Raw genomic sequence first — 18,124 nt, 5'->3', positions numbered from 1 at the left:
TGGCGGGGTTTTTTTGTGCCTCCGACTTGCATCCGACCGTAGGCGTGAGCGTGTAAATGCGTGATAATCGGTCTCATGGGAGGGAACGCGTACAAGGATGACCCCGTACCCCGGCTGCCGGCGGACAACCGGCGACCGGGACTGCGTGCTGTCTGGCTGTTGGTGCTGGTGGGTTGGTTGCTGCTCGGTGTGCTCGGCTCGCTGGTGGTGCAGCGTGAATTCGAGTCCGAGGTCGACGCCCGCGCCGACCGGTTATTGGGTACCGCCGACTATGCCCTGTCGAGCCGCGAGGCCGAGCTGGCGCGGATCGCTCGGATCCTGGCACTCGACGAGCGGGTGCGCGAGACCCTGTCGCAGGCACGCGCCATGGTCGAGCTCGAAGGCGGCGGTGGCGGAGAGGATGGCGCGGCCCAGTTGCGGCGTGAGCTCGCCCGGGCTGTCACCCCCATCGCCACCGAGCTGATCCACGGTCAGGACCGGGTGATGCAGTTTCATCTTGGTCCCGAGGCAATCAGCTTCCTGCGGCTGCATGCCCCGGAACGCTTCGGCGATGAATTGGCCTCCCTCCGCCCATTGCTCGCCGAGGTGTATCGCAACGGGCGGGGCGCGATGGGCTTCGAGGTCGGGCGCGTGTTTTCCGGCTTTCGGGCGGTCGAGCCGGTCTGGGCGCCCAACCCAGGCGGCTCATCCGGTGGGTCGAGCCAGGTGATCGGCACCGTGGAGGTGGGCACGGGCGTCACGCCGGTCGACAGCTACCTCAACGACAGCCTGGGTGCTCGGGCCACGCTGTTGCTGCCCGCCGAGATTGCCGCCGAGAACATCTGGGCGGACATGCGCGAAAAGCGTCATATCGCCCCGGTTGGTCGTGGCGACTACTACCTCGACGGCCCCAAGGTCGATGACGTCGGGCTGGCAGCAGCACTTCGGCAGTTGGAGGGCGAACCATCGGCGCGCTGGCGTTTTTCCGCCGACGGGCGTGAGTGGCTGGCGGTTTCGAGGCCGGTGCCGATTCTCACCCAGGAAAGCCAGACACCGGCCCAGCTAGTGGCCGTCGAATCGGTCACGGATCTGTATGCGGCCATGCGGGGGCGGATGGCGGCACTGGTTGCCGCGGTGGTGGTCGCCTTCCTGCTGACGTCCCTGGGGCTCTGGTTGCTGTCGCGCTGGCAGCGCACCCGCTGGATGGTGGTCATCGATCGTGCCGAGGCCGAGCGCGACGCGCTGTTCGAACTTAGCCCCCAGCCGCTTGAGCTGACCGACATGCAGGGGCGGTCGCTGTTGGCCAACGATGCCTTCCGGCGCACCTTCGGGGTCGCCGAACCTATCGACGGGCGCGGTTGGCCGGCGCGCGGACTGGAAGGGTTGCAGCTCGAGGCATTCGAGCGGGCGATCGCTCGCGGGGAGCGCTGGAACGGGGCACTGCGGCTGCCGGCATTGCAGGGCGGGTCGGGCTGGTTCCGGGTGCAGGTGGTGCCGATTGCCGACGAGTCCGGTCGCCCGGCCCGTCTGTGGTGGTTCTTCCACGATGTCGATCGAGAACGTCGGGCCGCCGCCGTGGCGCAGGCCGAGCGGGATCGTCTCGATGCCTTCCTCGCGGCGAGCCCGGCGGTCATCTATACCTTCCGCGCCGATCGTCCCGACCGGCTTGACTACGTCAGCGCCAATATTGGCGAGATCCTCGGTTACACCCCGGATGCCTTGATCGATGGGCCGGACTGGTGGGAGCAGACGCTGCATCCCGACGATCGCGAGCGCGCCCTGCAGGAGGGCGACTTCACCCGCTGGCAAGGTGATCGCAAGCGCAGTCGTTACCGGCTGTTGCGACCGGACGGCTCCCCCCTGTGGGTGACGGACCATGCCCGGCTGTTGCGCGATGTCGAGGGGCGCCCGGAACGGATCGTCGGGGCGCTGATCGACTCGCGTGAGACGGTCGCGCTCGAAGCCCGGTTGGCCGAAAGCGAGCGGTTGTATCGTTCGGTTGTCGAGGGGGTCGAGGAGGCGATCTTCGTGGTGGGGGTCGAGTCCGGTGGCGTCTTTCGCTTCATCACCAGCAACCCGGCCCACGAGCACGCGACCGGCCTGTCGCGCGAGCAGTTGGCCGGCGCCACGCCCGACGAGATCCTGCCGCCCGATGCCGCTGCCCACGTGCAACGTCAGTACCGTGCCTGCCTCCAGGCAGGTCGGGCGATCCGGTATCACGAGACGCTCGATCTGCCGGCTGGCCGAGGACATTGGCACACCACGCTCACCCCGATCCGTGATGAAAGCGGTGAGTTTGCCCTGATTGCCGGGGTGGCCGTGCGGCTTGAGGAAGAACGAAAAGACGACGCCTGAGTCGCTTGGGCCTTTCCTTGCAAACCTCGTTGCCGTCGACCATCATCCCGGCCCGTCGATATCCGAGGACCTGCGCGTGACCCTGCCTGATCCGCCATCTACCCGCCGCCAAACGGCCGCCTCGCCGGTCGTTCAAGCACGCGGCCTGGTTAAGTGCTTCGGTGCGTTGCGCGCCGTCGACGCGGTCGACTTCGACATCCCGGCCGGGCGCTGTTTCGGTTTCCTGGGCCCCAATGGCGCCGGCAAGACCACCATCCTGAAGATGCTGATGGGGCTGGCCGATTTCGATGCCGGCGAGCTCTCGGTGCTCGGGCACACCCTGCCGGCCGAGGCGCGCGCCATCCGCGCCCGCGTGGGGTTGGTTCCCCAGGGGGACAACCTCGACCCGGACTTCACGGTTCGCGAAAACCTGTTCATGTACGCCCGCTTTTTCGGCCTGTCTCGGTCACAGGTGGCCACGCGGGTCGATGCGCTGCTCGAGTTTGCCAACCTGACGCATAAGGCCGATGCCCGCGTCGACCAGTTGAGTGGAGGCATGCAGCGCCGCCTGACCATCGCCCGGGCGCTGGTTAATGACCCGGAGGTCGTCATCCTCGATGAGCCCACCTCGGGGCTCGATCCGCAGGTGCGCCATGTCATCTGGGGGCGGCTGGCCGAATTGCGTGCCCGCGGCGTAACCTTGGTGCTGACGACCCATTACATGGAAGAGGCTGAACGGCTCTGCGACGAGCTGGTGGTGATGGACCACGGTCGCATTCTCGACCAGGGCAGCCCGGGTCAGCTGATTCGGCGCCATGTCGAGCCGGACGTGATCGAATTGCGTGGCTCAGTCAGCGATGGCGTGTTCGCCACGTTGACCTCGATGGCCTTGCGCGTCGAGCGTCACGGTACCGCCGTCTACGTCTACACCGGGGTGCCGGGCCCGATCCTCGATTTTCTTGGTCAGCCCGATGGTCTGACGGTCATCCACCGTCGCGCCGGGCTCGAGGACGTGTTTCTGCACCTGACCGGGCGGGAGTTGCGCGAATGACGGCACCTCGACAAAGCTACTGCGCCACGCGATTGCTGCGTCGCGTGCTCGCTCGCTCCTCGCCTATCGGAGTGATATGTCTCGTCGCTCGCTGCGCGGCTCATTGCACTCGCGCGGCTCATGACGCTTTATCGAGGTGCCGATGTCTATGAAGCGTTCCATCTGGCAGTTGCCGCGGGCCAGGATGGCGGCGTTTTCCGTGTTCGCCCGCAACTTTCTGGTCTGGCGAAAGCTGATCGGGCCGGCGATCGTCCTCAACTTCGGTGAGCCGGTGATCTACCTGCTGGGCCTGGGCATCGGTCTGGGGGCGTTGGTGGGCGACATCGGCGGGCTGCCGTATCTCGTTTTCCTCGCCTCGGGGATTGTCGCGTCCTCGGCGATGATCTCGGTCAGCTTCGAGGGCATGTACTCCGTCTACACGCGGATGGTGCCGCAGAAGACCTTCGATGCCATCATGGCCACGCCGTTGGATATCGACGACATCATCCTCGGCGAAACCATCTGGGCGGCCTTCAAGGGGCTGTTGAGCGCTGTGGCGATCCTGATCGCCGCCGCCCTGCTGGGTGCGGTGCCGGGCGGCTGGATGGCGCTGTGGGCGCTGCCCGTAGTGTTCCTGCTCGGGCTGGCCTTTGCCGGGCCGGCCATCGTGATGACGGCAATCGCCGACAACTACGACTTCTTCAACTACTACTTCGTGCTGGTGGTCACCCCGATGTTCATGCTCTCCGGGGTGTTCTTCCCGATCGAGACGTTGCCCGCCTGGATGCAGACCGCGGTGCTGGTCCTGCCGTTGACGCACGCGATCGAGATCATCCGTCCCGTGATCGTCGGTGAACCGGTCGAGCATCTGGTCGCCCACCTGGCCGTACTGGCCGGATTCGCCGTGGTCGCCTACTACCTCGCCGTGGCCCTGGTGCGGCGGCGGTTGTGGGCTTGAGAGAAGCTGAAAGCTCGAAGCCGGAAGAGGGTGCGTAGGAGCGGCTTTAGCCGCGATGGCTCAATGGGGGCAAGGACCAGATTCGCGGCCGAGCCTGACGCGGGCAAAGGCGGAATCGACGATTTCGCCCAGCTTCCCGCCGTCAGTTTTCCCAGTGCCGGCCGGTATCCAACCGGATCACGGCCTGGTTGATCAGCGGACAGGCCATCAGGTAGTCGATCGTCTGGCTGACCACGCCCGGGCCGGGCTCGAAGGGCAACAATCGCCGCCTGAGGCGGTGGCGGCGGTACCCGGCGTCGTCCTCCGGATGGAACATCAGCAGGCCGGGGGCGATGGCGTTCACGCGCGTGTGCGGGGCATAGCGCAGGGCCAGCGAACGGATCGAGCTTTCGATCGCTGCCTTCGAGGCAATGTAGTGGATGTGGTCGGGTTCGCCCTCGTCGATGTGTGCATCGGTGATGAAGACTGCCTGCCGGTCGGCGTGGCCGTCATCCCGTTCGCGGGCGGGCAGGGCGCGCTGCAGGTGTTCGGTCAGCTCGATCGGGCTGGTCACGTGTACGGTGTACATCGCCGTGGCCAGTTCAGGATTCGCGGCGACGTCCTCGTCGCGGTGCCAGATCGAGGCGTTGTGCACGATCAGATCCAGGCGGTCGATTCGGCCGGCGGCCTGCTGGGCGAACTCGGCGAGCCGTTCCCGCTTGAGCAGGTCCAGCGGCAGGGCGATCAGCCCTTGCTCGATCAGCGCGCGTAGGGCGTCGGTCTCGCGGCGATAGGTGCCGATGACCCGGTGGCCGGCGGCCAACAGGTGCTCGGCCAGGTGGGCGCCGACCCGGCGCGTCACCCCGGTGATCAGGATGGTCTGGGCGCGTGATGTCATGGCGTCACCGTGCCACCAGCTGCAGGAACTCGTTTCGGGTGGCCGCGCTGTTGCGGAACTGCCCGGTCATCCGCGAGGTGATGGTCTCGGACTCGACCTTCTCGACCCCGCGCATCGCCATGCACATGTGTGCCGCGCGCACCTGCACGGCGACGCCGGCGGCCCCGGTGGCGCTCTCCACGGCCTCGGCGATCTGCTGGGTCATGTTTTCCTGGATCTGCAGGCGACGCGCGTAGAGATCGACGATGCGGGCGAGCTTGGACAGCCCGAGCACCTTGCCCTGCGGGATGTAGCCGATGTCGACGTGACCGATGATCGGCAGCATGTGGTGTTCGCAGAGGCTGTAGAACTCGATATTGCGCACCACCACCATCTCGTCGTTGTCCGACTCGAACAGGGCGTTGCCGATGGCCGATTCCAGGCGTTGATTCAGTCCCTGGTTGAGGTAGAGCAGGGCCTTGGCGACGCGCTTGGGGGTGTCGACCAGCCCTTCGCGGGCGGTATCTTCGCCCAGTTCGGCCAGGATGGTCTTGACCGCGCCGGCGATGGTCTCGACGCGCTTTTCGTCCGCGCCGACCGGTTCGGGAAAGTCGTCCTCGTGCAAGGCTGCCATGTCGGTGGTTTCTCTCAGTAAAGGCTCAAAACGTCGGCAGGAACTTTAGCAGGTGCCCGCGGGCATGTCCGACTGCCGCGGTTGGTTGGGGCCGCGCTTGCCGCTAAACTGTCGCGTTCTTTCCCGGTGCCGCTCGCGGTACCCATGTCATGTTTCCAGCGCTAAGGGGTTATCCCGTCCGTGAAGGCCGTAATCGAACAACGTCTCCAGGCCATCTGCCAGCAACTCGTCGCCGAGGGCGACCTGCCCGCCGACGTGTCGGTCAAACCGGTGCTGACGGTGCCGAAAGACCCGGCCCACGGGGATTTCGCCAGCAACCTGGCCATGCAGCTGGCCAAGCCGATGAAGCGCCCGCCGCGGGCGATTGCCGAACGCATCGTGGAGGCCTTCGCTGATGAGCAGGGGGTCGAGCGCGTCGAGATTGCCGGCCCGGGCTTCATGAACTTCTTCGTCGAGGCGGGCGCGGCCTTCGCCCTGATCGACCGCATCCTCGAGGAAGGCGAGCGCTTCGGTTGCTCGAATGCCGCCGGTGGTCAGCGCGTGCAGGTGGAATTCGTCTCGGCTAACCCCACCGGTCCGCTGCACGTCGGTCATGGTCGTGGCGCGGCCTACGGCTCGGTGGTGGCGAGCCTGCTCGAGGCGGTCGGTGCCGACGTCCAGCGCGAGTACTACGTCAACGATGCCGGCCGACAGATGCACATCCTCGCGGTCAGTGTCTGGCTGCGGTATCTGGAAGGGCAGGGCGAGAGCATCGCGTTCCCCTCCAACGGCTATCGCTCCGAGGGCTACATCCTCGATATCGCCGCCGCGCTGGCGGACGAGCACGGCCGGCGACTGGTGGTGGGCTCTGACAAGGTGTTCGCCGATCTGCCGGAGGATGCGCCGGACGGCGACAAGGAGCGTCATATCGATGCGCTGATTCGGCGCATGCGTGAGCTGCTGGGCGAGACCGACTACCAGCTGGTGTTCCGCGCCGCCCTCGATTCGATCCTGTCGGACATCCGTGCCGATCTGGCGGAATTCGGGGTCACCTACGACAACTGGTATTCCGAGCAGAGCCTCGCCGACCGCGGCCTGGTCGAGCGCGCCATCGAACGGCTGGAGGCGCAGGGTCACCTCTACGAGCGCGACGGGGCGCTGTGGTTTCGCTCCACCGACTTCGGTGACGACAAGGACCGCGTGGTGCGGCGCGACAACGGCCAGACGACCTACTTTGCCTCCGATATCGCCTATCACCTCGACAAGTTCGATCGTGGATTCGATCAGGTGGTGGATATCTGGGGCGCTGATCACCATGGTTACGTGCCCCGCGTGCGCGCCGCGCTGACCGCGCTGGGCAAGCCGGCCGATCAGCTGACCGTCTCGCTGGTGCAGTTCGCCATCCTCTACCGGGGCGGCGAACGGGTGCCGATGTCGACCCGTTCGGGCAGCTTCGTCACCCTGCGGGAGCTACGCGAGGAAGTGGGCAACGATGCCGCCCGCTTTTTCTACGTGATGCGGGCGGCCAACCAGCATCTGGATTTCGATCTCGATCTGGCCAAAAGCCAGAGCAACGAGAACCCGCTCTACTACATCCAGTACGCCCACGCCCGGGTGGCCTCGGTGTTGCGCCAGCTTCCGCTGCGCGGTTTTACCCACGAGCCGCAAACCGGTCGCGAGGCCTACGCGCGACTGACCGAGTCGCACGAGCAGGCCCTGTTCAAGCGCCTGTCGCAGTACCCGGCACTGGTCGAGCGGGCCGCCTTGGCGCACGAGCCACATCAGCTGGTGCACTACCTGCGCGATCTCGCCCAGGATTTCCACAGCTACTACAACGCACACGCCTTCCTGCTGGGTGACGACGCGCCGTTGCGCAACGCCCGGCTCAACCTGGTGCTGGCGACTCGGCAGGTGCTGGCCAATGGCCTGACGCTGCTCGGCGTCAATGCCCCGGACGAGATGTAATCGTCACGATGGCCAGCAATGGGCGCAAAAAGGTGAATCGACCTCGATCCTCGGGAGGCAATCGTGGTGCCAAATGGGCACTGCTGATCGCATTGGTCCTGCTGGTCGGGATGGTGGTGCTGCTCGCTCGGCTGACGGCCGAGAACAACAGTCAGTCGAGCGACGCGTCGAGTGCCCAGACCGATACCCGCAGCGTGGAAAAGCCGCAGGAGAAGCAGCCGGTCTCGCCCGAGTTCCAGTTCTATACCCTGCTGCCGGAGGAGGGTAACCAGCCCCCTCGCCCCACCGAGGAAGCCCCGGGGGCGCGCGACGAGCCGCCAACCGAGCCGTCCGAGCTGAAATCGGAGGCGCGCTACGTGCTCCAGGCCGGTTCATTCAGCAAGGCGCGCGATGCCGAGGCGCGCAAGGCGGAGCTGGCCATGCTCGGGGTCGAAAGCCGCATCGATCCGGTCGACGTGAGCGGGCGGCGCTATCACCGCGTGATTCTCGGCCCGCTGCCCGGCAAGGATGTCACGGCACTGCGCCGTCAACTCGATCAAGCCGGCATCGAGACGACCGAACCTCGTCGTAGCGACGGCTGATCGTCGTTCGTCGGATATTGCCCGGCCGCCATACTCGGAATACAGTGAGCCATATAAAGGACTGCCAGGGCACAGGATCGTGTCGGCAGTGACGGCTCGTCCAATTCCGGGGATGACGCATGGTGGCTGGCACTACCGCGGAGCGGGTTGAAGCGGATACCCGCGTCAGGTGGGTTGGCAGCGTGTTGCCCCCGGCGGTGACCTGGTGGTTGCTGATCGTCTTTCTGCTGTTCACCCCGGCCGCGCAGGCCGAGCGTGACCTCCTCTCGCAAGCCGAATGGGCCACCACCCAGGAGCGGCTCTCACCTGGCGAGGCGATGGCCCTCGATTACCGTGCCGCCGAGACGGAAGCCTTGAACCTCGGGCCGTACCAGGGGCGACTCTGGCTGCGGGTCAGTCTCGATGATGAGTCGTTGGGCAATTCGCGGTGGCTCTCGATTCGCTGGCCGTATTTCCGTGACCTGCGGGTTTTCCTACGCGATCCCAGCGCACCCGGGGGCGGCTGGCTGGAGGTGCGCGAGACGACCGAGGTGGCGGGATTGCTGGACATGCCGGGGCACCCGGGGCGGTTGTTACCCCGGTTTTCAGGTGAGCGCGAGGTATTGATCGAGCTGCGTGCCGATGGCCCGACGGCACTGCGCCTGACGCTTGGCACGCTGGAAGAGGAGCGGGTTCGCACCCTGGTGCGCTACACATTGTTCGGCGTCTATCTCGGCGCGATGCTGGGCATGGCTGCCTACAGCCTGTTCCTAATGCTGGCGGTGCGCGAGCGCACCTATCTCGGCTATGCCGTGTTCCTGGCGACCACCGTGCTCTACATCGGCCTGCGCTACAACATCCTCACCCCGCTGCTCCCCGATGTCGTCCAGTCGGTGCCGCCCGCGGCAAGGGCGCAGTTGGCCGTCGCCCTGGTGGCGTTGTCGGGAATCTGGTTCGTGCGGCGATTTCTGCGCACCCAGCGTGACGATCGACTTGCCGATCGCGCGCTGGTTGGCGTCATGGCGGTGGCGCTGCTGTCCATGCCCGCCTCGATCTGGCTCGCGGGGGTCGTCTCTTTTGCCATCGTGGCCGTCTATGCCGTCGCCACGGTGGTCGCGATTGTCTGGGCCGCCGTGCGGGCCATGCGCCGTGGTTTCGACCCGGCCGGCTATCTGCTGCTCGGCTGGTCGGTGTTCGCGCTGGCCGTTTTGCTGTATCTGGCCATGCTGCTGGGCTGGCTGCCGTATGCCACCTGGCTGATGGTCGCCCTGCCGGTCGGCTCGTTGGCCGAGGCCCTGTTGCTGGCGTTTGCCCTGGGGAATCGCATCCGGCACAAGCAGCGAGAGGAGGCCGTGCTGGCGCAGGAGCGGGATCGATACCGTTTTCTCAGCGAGCAGGATGGCCTGACCGGGCTCTACAACCGCCGCGCGCTCGACCGACGTCTCGATCGTGCCATCGTGGCGAGCCTGCGCACGGGCGATCCGCTGAGCTTGATTGTGCTCGATACCGACCGGTTCAAGGATTACAACGACCGCTACGGTCACCTGGCCGGTGACGATGCGTTGCGCTGCCTGGCGCGCGTGATGCGGGCGAATGTGCGCGATGGTGACGCGTGCTTTCGCTACGGGGGCGAGGAGTTCGTCATCCTCCTGCCGGGGCAGGCGCTGGCCCAGGCGACAGTGGTCGCCGAGCGGATCCGCGAGGCCTATCGCGGCAACTCCGCCTCCGAGCTCGGCCCCGGCGGCACCGTGAGTCTCGGGGTGGCGCAATTTCGCGAGGGCGATAGCGCCAACACCCTGCTTGCGCGTGGCGATGCTGCCCTCTATCACGCCAAGGAGCGCGGGCGTGATCGAGTGGAGTTGGCCCACTGACGCCCCTGCCGGAATCCCGCTGGGGATGGTAAACTCGCGGGTTTGCGCGCCGGTGTGTCGTTGATCGCTCAACGTGCCGCGCGGCACCGTTTCACTGCTCTGCGAGGCATAAAGCAATGTCGATGGAAGATCGCGATGGCCTGATCTGGCTGGATGGCGAGATGGTCGAATGGCGTGAGGCCAAGACCCACGTGCTCACCCACACACTGCATTACGGCATGGGCGTGTTCGAGGGCGTGCGGGCCTACAAGACCGATCAGGGCACTGCGATCTTCCGCCTCGAGGATCACACCCGCCGGCTGCACAACTCGGCCAAGATCCTCGGCATGAAACTGCCCTACACCGAAAGCCATCTCAACGAGGTGCAGCGTCAGGTCGTGCGCGAGAATAACCTCGAGAGTGCCTACATCCGGCCGATGGCGTTCTACGGCTCCGAGGGCATGGGCCTGCGTGCCGACAACCTCAAGGTGCACGTCATGGTCGCGGCCTGGCACTGGGGCGCCTACCTCGGCGCGGAGAACATCGAGAAGGGCATCCGCATCCGCACCTCGAGCTACTCGCGCCACCATGTCAACGTGACCATGTGCAAGGCCAAGGCCAACGGGGCGTACATGAACTCCATGCTGGCGCTGCGCGAGGCCACCGCCGCCGGCTATGACGAGGCGATGCTGCTCGACACCCAGGGTTTCGTCGCCGAAGGCTCGGGCGAGAACATCTTCATCGTGCGTGACGGCACGCTCTTCACGCCGGACCTGACCGCCGCGCTCGACGGCATCACCCGCCGGACGATCATCGCGCTGGCGAACCAGTTCGGCATCCCGGTGGTGGAAAAGCGCATTACCCGTGACGAGGTCTACATTGCCGACGAGGCCTTCTTTACCGGCACGGCCGCCGAGGTCACGCCCATCCGCGAGGTCGACGATCGGCCCATCGGCAGCGGCGTGCGCGGCCCGATCACCGAGCGGCTACAGAGCACCTATTTCGATCTGGTCGAGGGCCGCTACCCGCCGCTGGCGGACAACTGGCTGGACTACGTGGAGGCGAAAGCATGAACCCGGATACCGCGTCGCACCCCAAGGATTTCGATACCCCCAATGCCGATTGCCTCGTCGAGGTGACCCAGGCGGACCTGCCGATCTACTGCCCGCCCGAGGAGGATGCCTTGTGGAACTCGCACCCGCGGGTCTACATCCACCTCGAGCACCAGGGCGACGAGGCACGCTGCATCTACTGCAGCGCGGTTTACAAGCTGGTCGACTGAAGGGGCGTCGCGGCGGAGTCAGCGCCTGCCCGTGACCCTTTCGCAGATGGCCGTTGCCACCTGTTGCGTGTCGTCCACCGGCGCGTAGTCCCATTGCTCGAGCGTGCCGTCGAAGGCGCGTGTCACGCCTTCCTCGCGCAGTTCTCGATGGAATCGCGTCAGGCGTTTCGAATAGCGGCCGAAATCGATCACGTACAGCGGATGACCGGTGGAGGCGGCCTCGGATACCATCGAGGCCGAATCGCCGCTGACCACCAGATAATCGGCCAGCGCCAGGATGCCGAAGTAGGGGTTCGGTCCCTCGCCTTGCCAGAGTTGATGCGGCACCCCTTGAATCGTCTCGGCCAGCACGCGGGTGTTGGCCTCGCCGGTACGCCGTGACGGCGTGATCAGGAGCGAACCGCCGCTTTTGCGCGCCGCGCTGGCAAGCTGTTCGCCGATTTCTCGCGTCTTCTCCGGCGTGAGTGTCATGGTCCGGTTCGAGCCGCCCAGCAACACCCCGATCCACGGCCTTGGCAGCGACTCGAACGGGGCGCCGAATTGGCCGGCGGCCTGATCGAGCTTTGCCGGGGTGACGTGATGAATCGCCCCGCGCGTCGGCAGGACATTCGGTCCGGTCAGGCCGTCGTGGCGTGGTGGCACGACCAGGTCGAAGTGGCGCGGCGGGATCAGCGGGTCCTGTACGTGGACCGTGAAGCAGCCCCCGGCACTGGCCTTGCGGATGGCGATCGAGGCCGCCGCGCTGCGCCGTCCGCAGGTGATGAGCACGCGAGGCCAGGGCGGGACGACAGGGTCCGAGTCGGGGCTGAGCTTGCCCAGCGGTCGGGGCACCCAGTGCATCGGCAACCAGCGCCACGGGCGTGGCATGCCGATGGTCTTCTGCGCCACCGGCCAGCCGGTACACTCGGCGACCGCCTCGGCCAGCCCGCGGGCCTGGTTGGCCATGCCGGCCTCGCCGGTGGTCACGGCCCAGATTTCGTTGACGATGTCGGGATGCGTCGGCATGCGGGCATGATAGCGTCTCCGGCAGACCGTCGGGGAGCATTGGGAGGACAGGGTGAGAGAAGACGAGCAGGGAGCCGAGCGTGTGGCGCGCCGCCTGACCGTGGTGCAGATGCTGCCCGCCCTCGACGGTGGCGGTGTGGAGCGCGGCACGCTCGAGATTGCCGAGGCCCTGGTGCGCGCCGGCCACCGCGCCATCGTGATTTCCGAGGGCGGTCGGCTGGTCGAGGAGCTCGAGGCGCTGGGCGCCGAGCATGTCACCCTGCCGGTCGGACGCAAGTCGCTGCTCACCCTGCGCTACATCCGCGCCGTGCGTCGGCTGCTGCGTGACGAGCACGTCGACATTCTGCACCTGCGCTCGCGCCTGCCCGCCTGGATCGGCTACCTCGCCTGGAAGACGATGAACCCGGCCACGCGGCCGCGCCTGGTGACTACCGTTCACGGCGCCTACTCGCCGGGGCGCTACAGCGCGGTGATGACCAAGGGTGAGCGGGTGATCGCCGTTTCCGACAGCATCGTCGACTACATCCGCAGCAACTACCGAGACGTGGATCCCGCGCGGATCGTGCGCATCTACCGTGGTGTCGATCCTGCCCACTACCACCCGGCCTTCCGACCGGATGAGGCCTGGCGCGAGCGCTTTTTCGAGGAAAATCCACAGACCAAGGATCGATGGCTGCTGACCCTGCCGGGGCGCATTACCCAGATCAAGGGGCAGATGGAGCTGGTCGAGATCGTCGCTGAGCTGAAGGCTCGCGGTGTGCCCATCCATGCCCTGCTCGTCGGTGGCGTGCACCCGCGTCGTCAGGATTACTGGAAACGGGTACAGGCGGCGATCGACGAGAAAGGTTTAACCGGCGATATTACTTGGCTCGGGCCGCGCAGCGATTTACGCGAGATCATGGCCATCAGCCACGTTATTATGTCGCTCACGAAAAAGCCCGAATCTTTTGGTCGCACCGTTACCGAGGCGTTGGCCCTGGGCAGGCCGGTGCTTGGCTACGACCACGGTGGTGTCGGAGAGCAACTCGCGCAGGTTTATCCCAAAGGGCGGGTTGTGCCCGGAGATGTCCGTTCGGCCACACGGATTCTGGTCGACTGGTCGGGACCGAGAGGCGCTCCACATCTCGACGGGAAGGCCATCCCGTACAGTCTCGAGCGAATGCAGAGCGAGACGCTGAAGCTTTATCTCGCGTTGGCCGACCACGATGTCAGGGTCTGATAAGCACATGTCCGGAAGGAGAGGCACTCAATGACGTTGGCCGAAGTCCGAGGAGCTCGGTGGCTCCGACAGTTCCTGGCCAAGGTGCCATTCTGGTACATCGTTGCCGTGCCGTCTCTGCTGTTTCTGACCAATATCGGTGAGAAAGCCTACCAGGACGCGTTTTTTATCGTTCTGCTTGGCTACGCCGTGGTCAAGGGTGGCGCTGACTGGTCGCGCCCTGTGCTGGTCATTTGGGTGGCCTGGCTCGCCTACCTTTTCTGGTCGACGCTGACGGATTCGTTGGGCGAGGGCGCACTGGTTCTCGACCCACTTCGGACCGGCTTGCTGATGCTGTTACTGCCTTGGCTGGTGGGCTGGGCGCGGGCGGACAACTTCAGCGTTCCTTTGCGGATGGGATTTCGTCTGGCACTGATTGTTGCTACGGCGGTTGCTCTGATTCAGGTGCTAATGCTGGGGCACGGCCGGGCCGCGGGAAGCGAGAACGCGTTGGTTTTCGCTACGTTGGTCGCCATGTATGGGCTGTTCGTCGTGCACGAGGGGTGTGTGCGTGGGAGAGGGTGGCCGCTACTGTGGATGTTCCTGGCGCTGATCCCCGTGGCACTTTCGGGCAGTCGCGCGGTGCTCATGGCATTGCTGATGATTTTTCTGGTCATGCTGTTCTACTACCGTCACGCCGTGAATTGGCGCGTGTTGATGCTGGGTGGAATTGGCGCCGTGCTCTTCCTTTCGCTCGTCGCCGGGCCCCAGCTTTCGTCGCGCGTCACGCAGGCTTTCGAGTCTGCGCCGAGCAGCAAGGAGGAGTGGCGGACCTTCCGGGACGAGTTCCTGGGGATGGGCTTTGTCAACGAGGAGACGACAAGCAATGGACCGCAGGCCGAAAACGCCACGGTCTTGAAAGACCGATACGCAACCTCAATGGGATTTCGAGTGGTGTATTGGCGGACTGGATGGGAGGTTTTTCTGGCGCACCCCGTAACTGGCGTTGGTAGTACGCAGGAGATGCTCAAGATCGGCGGGGTCCTGGGCATGGGCGCGTACTTTGATGATCGGCACGGTCACGTACACAACATGTTCTTGCAGCACTTGGTCACCGGAGGCGTGCCCAAGATGCTTCTCTTGCTGGCGGTGTTGGCATTGCCCCTCGTATTGCTGGGAGCCGGCGCAGGACGGGAAATCATCCTGTTCATGACGGCGGCACTCATGCTGTTCGGGATGACCAACATCGTGCTAGAGCTGACGGTCGTGACGTTCATCTACACCCTGGTGTTGGCTCATCTTTTGGCTTCTCGCCCTGACGCGCGTTCTCGCGGAGCATCTTCCGCCTAACGTAACGATTCGCGGGACCGGTCATGACCGCCGGGCGGTCACACGGCAAGCGTGGCGATCGATGCGATACGAAAAGGGCCTCGGTCTCCGGGCTGATGGGGCAGTGCGTTCAAAGCCTGCTCTCTTGTGATCAGGTCGGTAGAATTGGCGGCTGGTCGATTCGGCCTATTACCGGTTTTGCAGTGGTTCGGAGGGTGACTCGCGATGAATGCGGTCTGGATCGTCAGCGACGGAAGTCCAGGGCACTACAACCAGTCTCGAGCCGTCGCTGAGGCCGTGCAAGAGGCTCGCGGTTGGGATGTGGAGTGGGTGACTGTCCGCCCTCGATATCGCGGGTCGTTTCGCCCGCTCGTCTATCGCATGATGGATTGGTTCCCCGGTCGCCTGGGGCTCTCGGCGGCACTCCGACTATTTCGATGCGACAGATTGCCAGAGTCGCCTCCGTCGCTCGTCATTTCTAGTGGTGGCACGACCGCTGTGTTCAACGCCCTGGTTGCGGCCGAGTTCGGTTGTCCGAACCTGTTTCTTGGCCCTCCACCGTTGCGCTCCGATCATTTCAGCCGTGTCCTTCTGTCTGAAGAGGAGGCGGTGGGAGCTAATGTGTTCGAGCTCCCGTATCTTCCCACCCCAGTCACGCCGCAGGTGGCTCAGGAGGCCGGAAAGGTTTTGAGCCAGGATCTTGCCGTAACGGATCGACCGCTTTGGGCCATGCTCATCGGTGGATGCAGCCGCAACCACCGCTTTGAGACGGGCGATTGGCAGGCGCTGGCTGAAGGGATGAGCCGGTTGTCCAGACAACACGGTGGACGTTGGCTTATCACGAGTTCGCGCCGTACCGGACAGCCGGCCGAGGCGCTGCTCCGCGAGATGTTGGGCTCGGAGTGCGTGGCAGAGGCCACGTGGTGGCAGAGTCGCCCTCGGCCTGTCATTCCTGCTTACTTGGGGGCGAGCGATGTTGTCTTCTGCACCGAAGACAGTTTGAGCATGTTGACGGATGCTATGGCCGCCTCGAAGCCCGTGTTTGCGTTGAGCCCCAAAGGAGTGGCGTTCGATGCCGGCGGAGACATGGTGGCGAAATACCTCGATCGCCATCAGGCCGCGGGTCGAATGCGCCGTATGCCGATTACCGATTTGAGCCAGATAAACCCAACATCGCTACGGGGCTTCCTGCCTCTGTCTGAATCGATCAAAAAGCAGATCTACGAGGGGTACGTCCGGGACCTCTTGGACGAGCCCCGGTAAACCTGGCCGTGCGGAATCCCGCCATCAGATTTCGGGGCATGTCGTAGCTCAAGCGACCGTCCCGTCCGAGAGCGATCGCATTTGATCCTCACCTAGCCACTCAATCAAGTGATTGAGTGGTCCCGCCATTTGCGCCGAAGCCATACGGCTTTGATGTAGCCACGCCGGTAGAGCCGCCATTCTTTCGGCTGCCGGGTCTTAGGTATCATTGGCTTTCCTCCGTTCGGCCTGTGGGGCCGCCCGAACCTAGATCTGGAGTTGCCGTGTCCGAACCCCTGCGCTGGTTGGCTGTGTTCCTCGTTGCGGTGGCGATCCTCGGACTGTTGGCGCGCTACAACTTGTGGCGGCCGCCCCGGCCGAAAGCCTGGCCACGTCTCCTGATGTATCACAGCATTCGGCCGACCGCCGCGTCAGCGGGAATCGTGATGGACGTGGACCGTTTTGCCTGGCAAGTGGACTGGATGGCGCGCCACGGCGCGCGGTTCGTGACCGTCTCGCAATTGCTGTCCGCGGAGGACCCGCGTGGGATGGTGGCGATCACGTTCGACGATGGCTACGCAGACAATTATCACTACGCCTGGCCCGTTCTGCGTCGGCATGGTGCGCCAGCAACGGTCTACATTGCCCCTGAAATCGAGGGTGTCGAGCGACTGACCCCGGCGATGATCCATGAGTTGCAGGCGGACGGTTGGGAGTTCGGTGCACACACGGTGCACCACTGCCACCTGCCATCGACCGAATCAGAGACGGCCCGAGAGGAGATTGCCGGGTCGCGTAAGGCCGTGGAGGCAGTGACTGGCCGGTCGTGCAAGAGCTTTGCTTACCCGTTCGGCAAGTACCAGCAGGAGCACGTCGACATGGTCCGCGAGGCCGGGTTCCAATCGGCAGTGACAACGCGCAAGGCGATTGCGCCACGTAATCGCGTCGGCCGCCTTGAGTTGCCGCGGCTGTCGATGGTGGGGCAGATGAACCGTTTCGAATTTTGGCTTACCTACTCGCGGGGACGATTTCGTGTCTGAGACTGAAGGCAAGCTGCCGGTCAGCGTTTTCTTCATCACCAAGGACTGCGGCCGCTGGTTTGAGCGGGTACTCCAACCGCTCGCGGGCTTCGCCGAGATCGTCGTGCTCGATTCTGGCTCCCGTGACGACACCTTGGAGATCGCGGAACGACATGGTGCCCGCATCTATCATCGCGACTTTCGGGGCTTTGGTGAGCAGAAGCAGGCAGCCCTAGAGCTGTGCACCCAGCCATGGGTGCTCAATCTTGATGGCGATGAGGTGATTGACGACGTCTTGCGCGACGCCATTGCCCGACTGGTGCGACTGGACGATCCGTCGGTTGTTGGCGGGCGGGTGCGGATTCGCGACTGGTTCATCGGAAAACTCGCTTCCAAGGCGACGCGTCCGATTCGACGCGTGCGATTGTTTCGTCGCGAAAGAGGGCGCTTTCTCGCGCGCGATCGTGTGCATGAGTCGGTGCAGCTTGATATGGCAGGCGACCGGGTGGTCGACCTGTCGGGCTGGATTGAGCACTACGGTGTTGAATCGGTCGCGTTACGTGTCGAAAAGATCAACCGGTACTCCACCTATCGTGCCGATCAGGATCTTGCGCGCGGGAAGGAGCCATCGCCACTCAAGTTGTTCACCATTTTCCCCCTGCGCTTTTTGAAAAGTTACGTGCTTCGACGGGGCTTTTTGTCGGGGCGTCGCGGTCTGATCCAGTCCGTGGGGAGCGCCTACTATGCCCTGCTGATCGAGGCAAAGAAATTCGAAACGCGGGAGTTAGAGCGCTCCGGCGGAGCCCGAAGCGACGACGTGTCCCCCCGCATCCGACAGGACGAGCCGGAGGGCACCCAAGGCGAGCGGCGCTAATGAAAGCCGTTCCAGCTCCACTTGGCTAAG

At 64.8% G+C, this 18,124-nt stretch carries 16 protein-coding genes; 13 read left to right on the top strand and 3 right to left on the bottom strand.

From position 1 onward, the window contains the following. The first annotated feature begins 75 nt into the window (after positions 1-75). The 3 genes from VWP12_RS01655 (at position 76) to VWP12_RS01645 (ending at position 4,301) form a co-directional block, all read left to right on the top strand. Positions 76-2,334 carry a PAS domain-containing protein gene (locus VWP12_RS01655; RefSeq protein WP_410474329.1) on the top strand — a complete coding sequence of 753 codons (2,259 nt, stop codon included), beginning with the start codon at positions 76-78 and terminating at the stop codon, positions 2,332-2,334. A 76-nt stretch (positions 2,335-2,410) separates the two neighbouring features. Further along, entirely contained in the window at positions 2,411-3,364 is a 954-nt protein-coding gene (locus tag VWP12_RS01650; protein WP_410474328.1) for an ATP-binding cassette domain-containing protein, read from the top strand. A 142-nt stretch (positions 3,365-3,506) separates the two neighbouring features. After that, positions 3,507-4,301: an ABC transporter permease gene (locus VWP12_RS01645; RefSeq protein WP_410474327.1), complete on the top strand. Its 795-nt coding sequence runs from the start codon at positions 3,507-3,509 to the stop codon at positions 4,299-4,301. A 142-nt stretch (positions 4,302-4,443) separates the two neighbouring features. Here VWP12_RS01645 and VWP12_RS01640 read toward each other — a convergent pair whose 3' ends face one another. Together VWP12_RS01640 and folE are read right to left on the bottom strand one after the other, a co-directional pair. Further along, positions 4,444-5,178 (bottom strand): SDR family NAD(P)-dependent oxidoreductase, encoded by a 735-nt coding sequence (locus VWP12_RS01640; RefSeq protein WP_410474326.1) that lies wholly within the window; start codon positions 5,176-5,178, stop codon positions 4,444-4,446. A 4-nt stretch (positions 5,179-5,182) separates the two neighbouring features. Then, complete coding sequence (folE, locus tag VWP12_RS01635) at positions 5,183-5,791, bottom strand: GTP cyclohydrolase I FolE (RefSeq protein WP_410474325.1); 609 nt, start codon at positions 5,789-5,791, stop codon at positions 5,183-5,185. Between the two features lie 180 nt (positions 5,792-5,971). On the opposite strand from folE, the gene argS reads away from it, so the two are divergent. The 5 genes from argS (at position 5,972) to VWP12_RS01610 (ending at position 11,427) form a co-directional block, all read left to right on the top strand. Then, on the top strand, positions 5,972-7,735 hold the full coding sequence (gene argS, locus VWP12_RS01630) for an arginine--tRNA ligase (RefSeq protein ID WP_410474324.1): 1,764 nt from the start codon (positions 5,972-5,974) through the stop codon (positions 7,733-7,735). Positions 7,736-7,767: 32 nt separating this feature from the next. After that, positions 7,768-8,316 carry an SPOR domain-containing protein gene (locus tag VWP12_RS01625; RefSeq protein WP_410474323.1) on the top strand — a complete coding sequence of 183 codons (549 nt, stop codon included), beginning with the start codon at positions 7,768-7,770 and terminating at the stop codon, positions 8,314-8,316. A 119-nt stretch (positions 8,317-8,435) separates the two neighbouring features. Next, entirely contained in the window at positions 8,436-10,166 is a 1,731-nt protein-coding gene (locus VWP12_RS01620) for a diguanylate cyclase (RefSeq protein WP_410474322.1), read from the top strand. A 116-nt stretch (positions 10,167-10,282) separates the two neighbouring features. Next, positions 10,283-11,218, top strand: coding sequence for a branched-chain amino acid transaminase (locus VWP12_RS01615; RefSeq protein WP_410474321.1), 936 nt, complete (start codon positions 10,283-10,285; stop codon positions 11,216-11,218). Further along, complete coding sequence (locus VWP12_RS01610; protein ID WP_410474320.1) at positions 11,215-11,427, top strand: zinc-finger domain-containing protein; 213 nt, start codon at positions 11,215-11,217, stop codon at positions 11,425-11,427. The genes VWP12_RS01615 and VWP12_RS01610 overlap by 4 nt, the downstream gene beginning before the upstream one ends. Before the next feature lie 18 nt (positions 11,428-11,445). Here VWP12_RS01610 and VWP12_RS01605 read toward each other — a convergent pair whose 3' ends face one another. Beyond that, entirely contained in the window at positions 11,446-12,432 is a 987-nt protein-coding gene (locus VWP12_RS01605; RefSeq protein WP_410474319.1) for a mitochondrial fission ELM1 family protein, read from the bottom strand. A 52-nt stretch (positions 12,433-12,484) separates the two neighbouring features. Between VWP12_RS01605 and VWP12_RS01600 the strand changes: the two genes are divergently transcribed. The 5 genes from VWP12_RS01600 to VWP12_RS01580 all read left to right on the top strand — a co-directional run bounded on the left by VWP12_RS01600 (position 12,485) and on the right by VWP12_RS01580 (position 18,094). Beyond that, positions 12,485-13,651: a glycosyltransferase family 4 protein gene (locus tag VWP12_RS01600; protein WP_410474318.1), complete on the top strand. Its 1,167-nt coding sequence runs from the start codon at positions 12,485-12,487 to the stop codon at positions 13,649-13,651. A gap of 30 nt (positions 13,652-13,681) precedes the next feature. Then, positions 13,682-14,980 carry an O-antigen ligase family protein gene (locus VWP12_RS01595; protein WP_410474317.1) on the top strand — a complete coding sequence of 433 codons (1,299 nt, stop codon included), beginning with the start codon at positions 13,682-13,684 and terminating at the stop codon, positions 14,978-14,980. 204 nt (positions 14,981-15,184) lie between these two features. After that, a complete protein-coding gene (locus VWP12_RS01590) occupies positions 15,185-16,222 on the top strand; it encodes a mitochondrial fission ELM1 family protein (RefSeq protein ID WP_410474316.1) in 1,038 nt (345 codons plus the stop codon). A 263-nt stretch (positions 16,223-16,485) separates the two neighbouring features. Further along, positions 16,486-17,241 (top strand): polysaccharide deacetylase family protein, encoded by a 756-nt coding sequence (locus tag VWP12_RS01585; RefSeq protein WP_410474315.1) that lies wholly within the window; start codon positions 16,486-16,488, stop codon positions 17,239-17,241. Beyond that, positions 17,234-18,094, top strand: coding sequence for a glycosyltransferase family 2 protein (locus VWP12_RS01580; RefSeq protein ID WP_410474314.1), 861 nt, complete (start codon positions 17,234-17,236; stop codon positions 18,092-18,094). Before VWP12_RS01585 ends, VWP12_RS01580 begins: the two co-directional genes overlap by 8 nt. Positions 18,095-18,124 lie beyond the last annotated feature (30 nt).

Origin of the sequence: Guyparkeria sp. TX1 (genome assembly GCF_046523965.1) — a bacterium.
Taxonomy (GTDB): Bacteria; Pseudomonadota; Gammaproteobacteria; order Halothiobacillales; family Halothiobacillaceae; genus Guyparkeria.
The sequence above is the reverse complement of the archived record's forward strand: the minus strand, read 5'-3'. Positions and strand labels throughout refer to the sequence as shown.

What these genes read in the sequence shown, in the direction of transcription:
- VWP12_RS01610 (WP_410474320.1), top strand. Translation starts at nt 11,215, where the DNA reads ATGAACCCGGATACCGCGTCGCACCCCAAGGATTTCGATACCCCCAAT.
- VWP12_RS01605 (WP_410474319.1), bottom strand. Translation starts at nt 12,432, where the DNA reads ATGCCGACGCATCCCGACATCGTCAACGAAATCTGGGCCGTGACCACC.
- VWP12_RS01655 (WP_410474329.1), top strand. Translation starts at nt 76, where the DNA reads ATGGGAGGGAACGCGTACAAGGATGACCCCGTACCCCGGCTGCCGGCG.
- VWP12_RS01595 (WP_410474317.1), top strand. Translation starts at nt 13,682, where the DNA reads ATGACGTTGGCCGAAGTCCGAGGAGCTCGGTGGCTCCGACAGTTCCTG.
- VWP12_RS01640 (WP_410474326.1), bottom strand. Translation starts at nt 5,178, where the DNA reads ATGACATCACGCGCCCAGACCATCCTGATCACCGGGGTGACGCGCCGG.
- VWP12_RS01590 (WP_410474316.1), top strand. Translation starts at nt 15,185, where the DNA reads ATGAATGCGGTCTGGATCGTCAGCGACGGAAGTCCAGGGCACTACAAC.
- VWP12_RS01620 (WP_410474322.1), top strand. Translation starts at nt 8,436, where the DNA reads ATGGTGGCTGGCACTACCGCGGAGCGGGTTGAAGCGGATACCCGCGTC.
- VWP12_RS01645 (WP_410474327.1), top strand. Translation starts at nt 3,507, where the DNA reads ATGTCTATGAAGCGTTCCATCTGGCAGTTGCCGCGGGCCAGGATGGCG.
- folE (WP_410474325.1), bottom strand. Translation starts at nt 5,791, where the DNA reads ATGGCAGCCTTGCACGAGGACGACTTTCCCGAACCGGTCGGCGCGGAC.
- VWP12_RS01615 (WP_410474321.1), top strand. Translation starts at nt 10,283, where the DNA reads ATGTCGATGGAAGATCGCGATGGCCTGATCTGGCTGGATGGCGAGATG.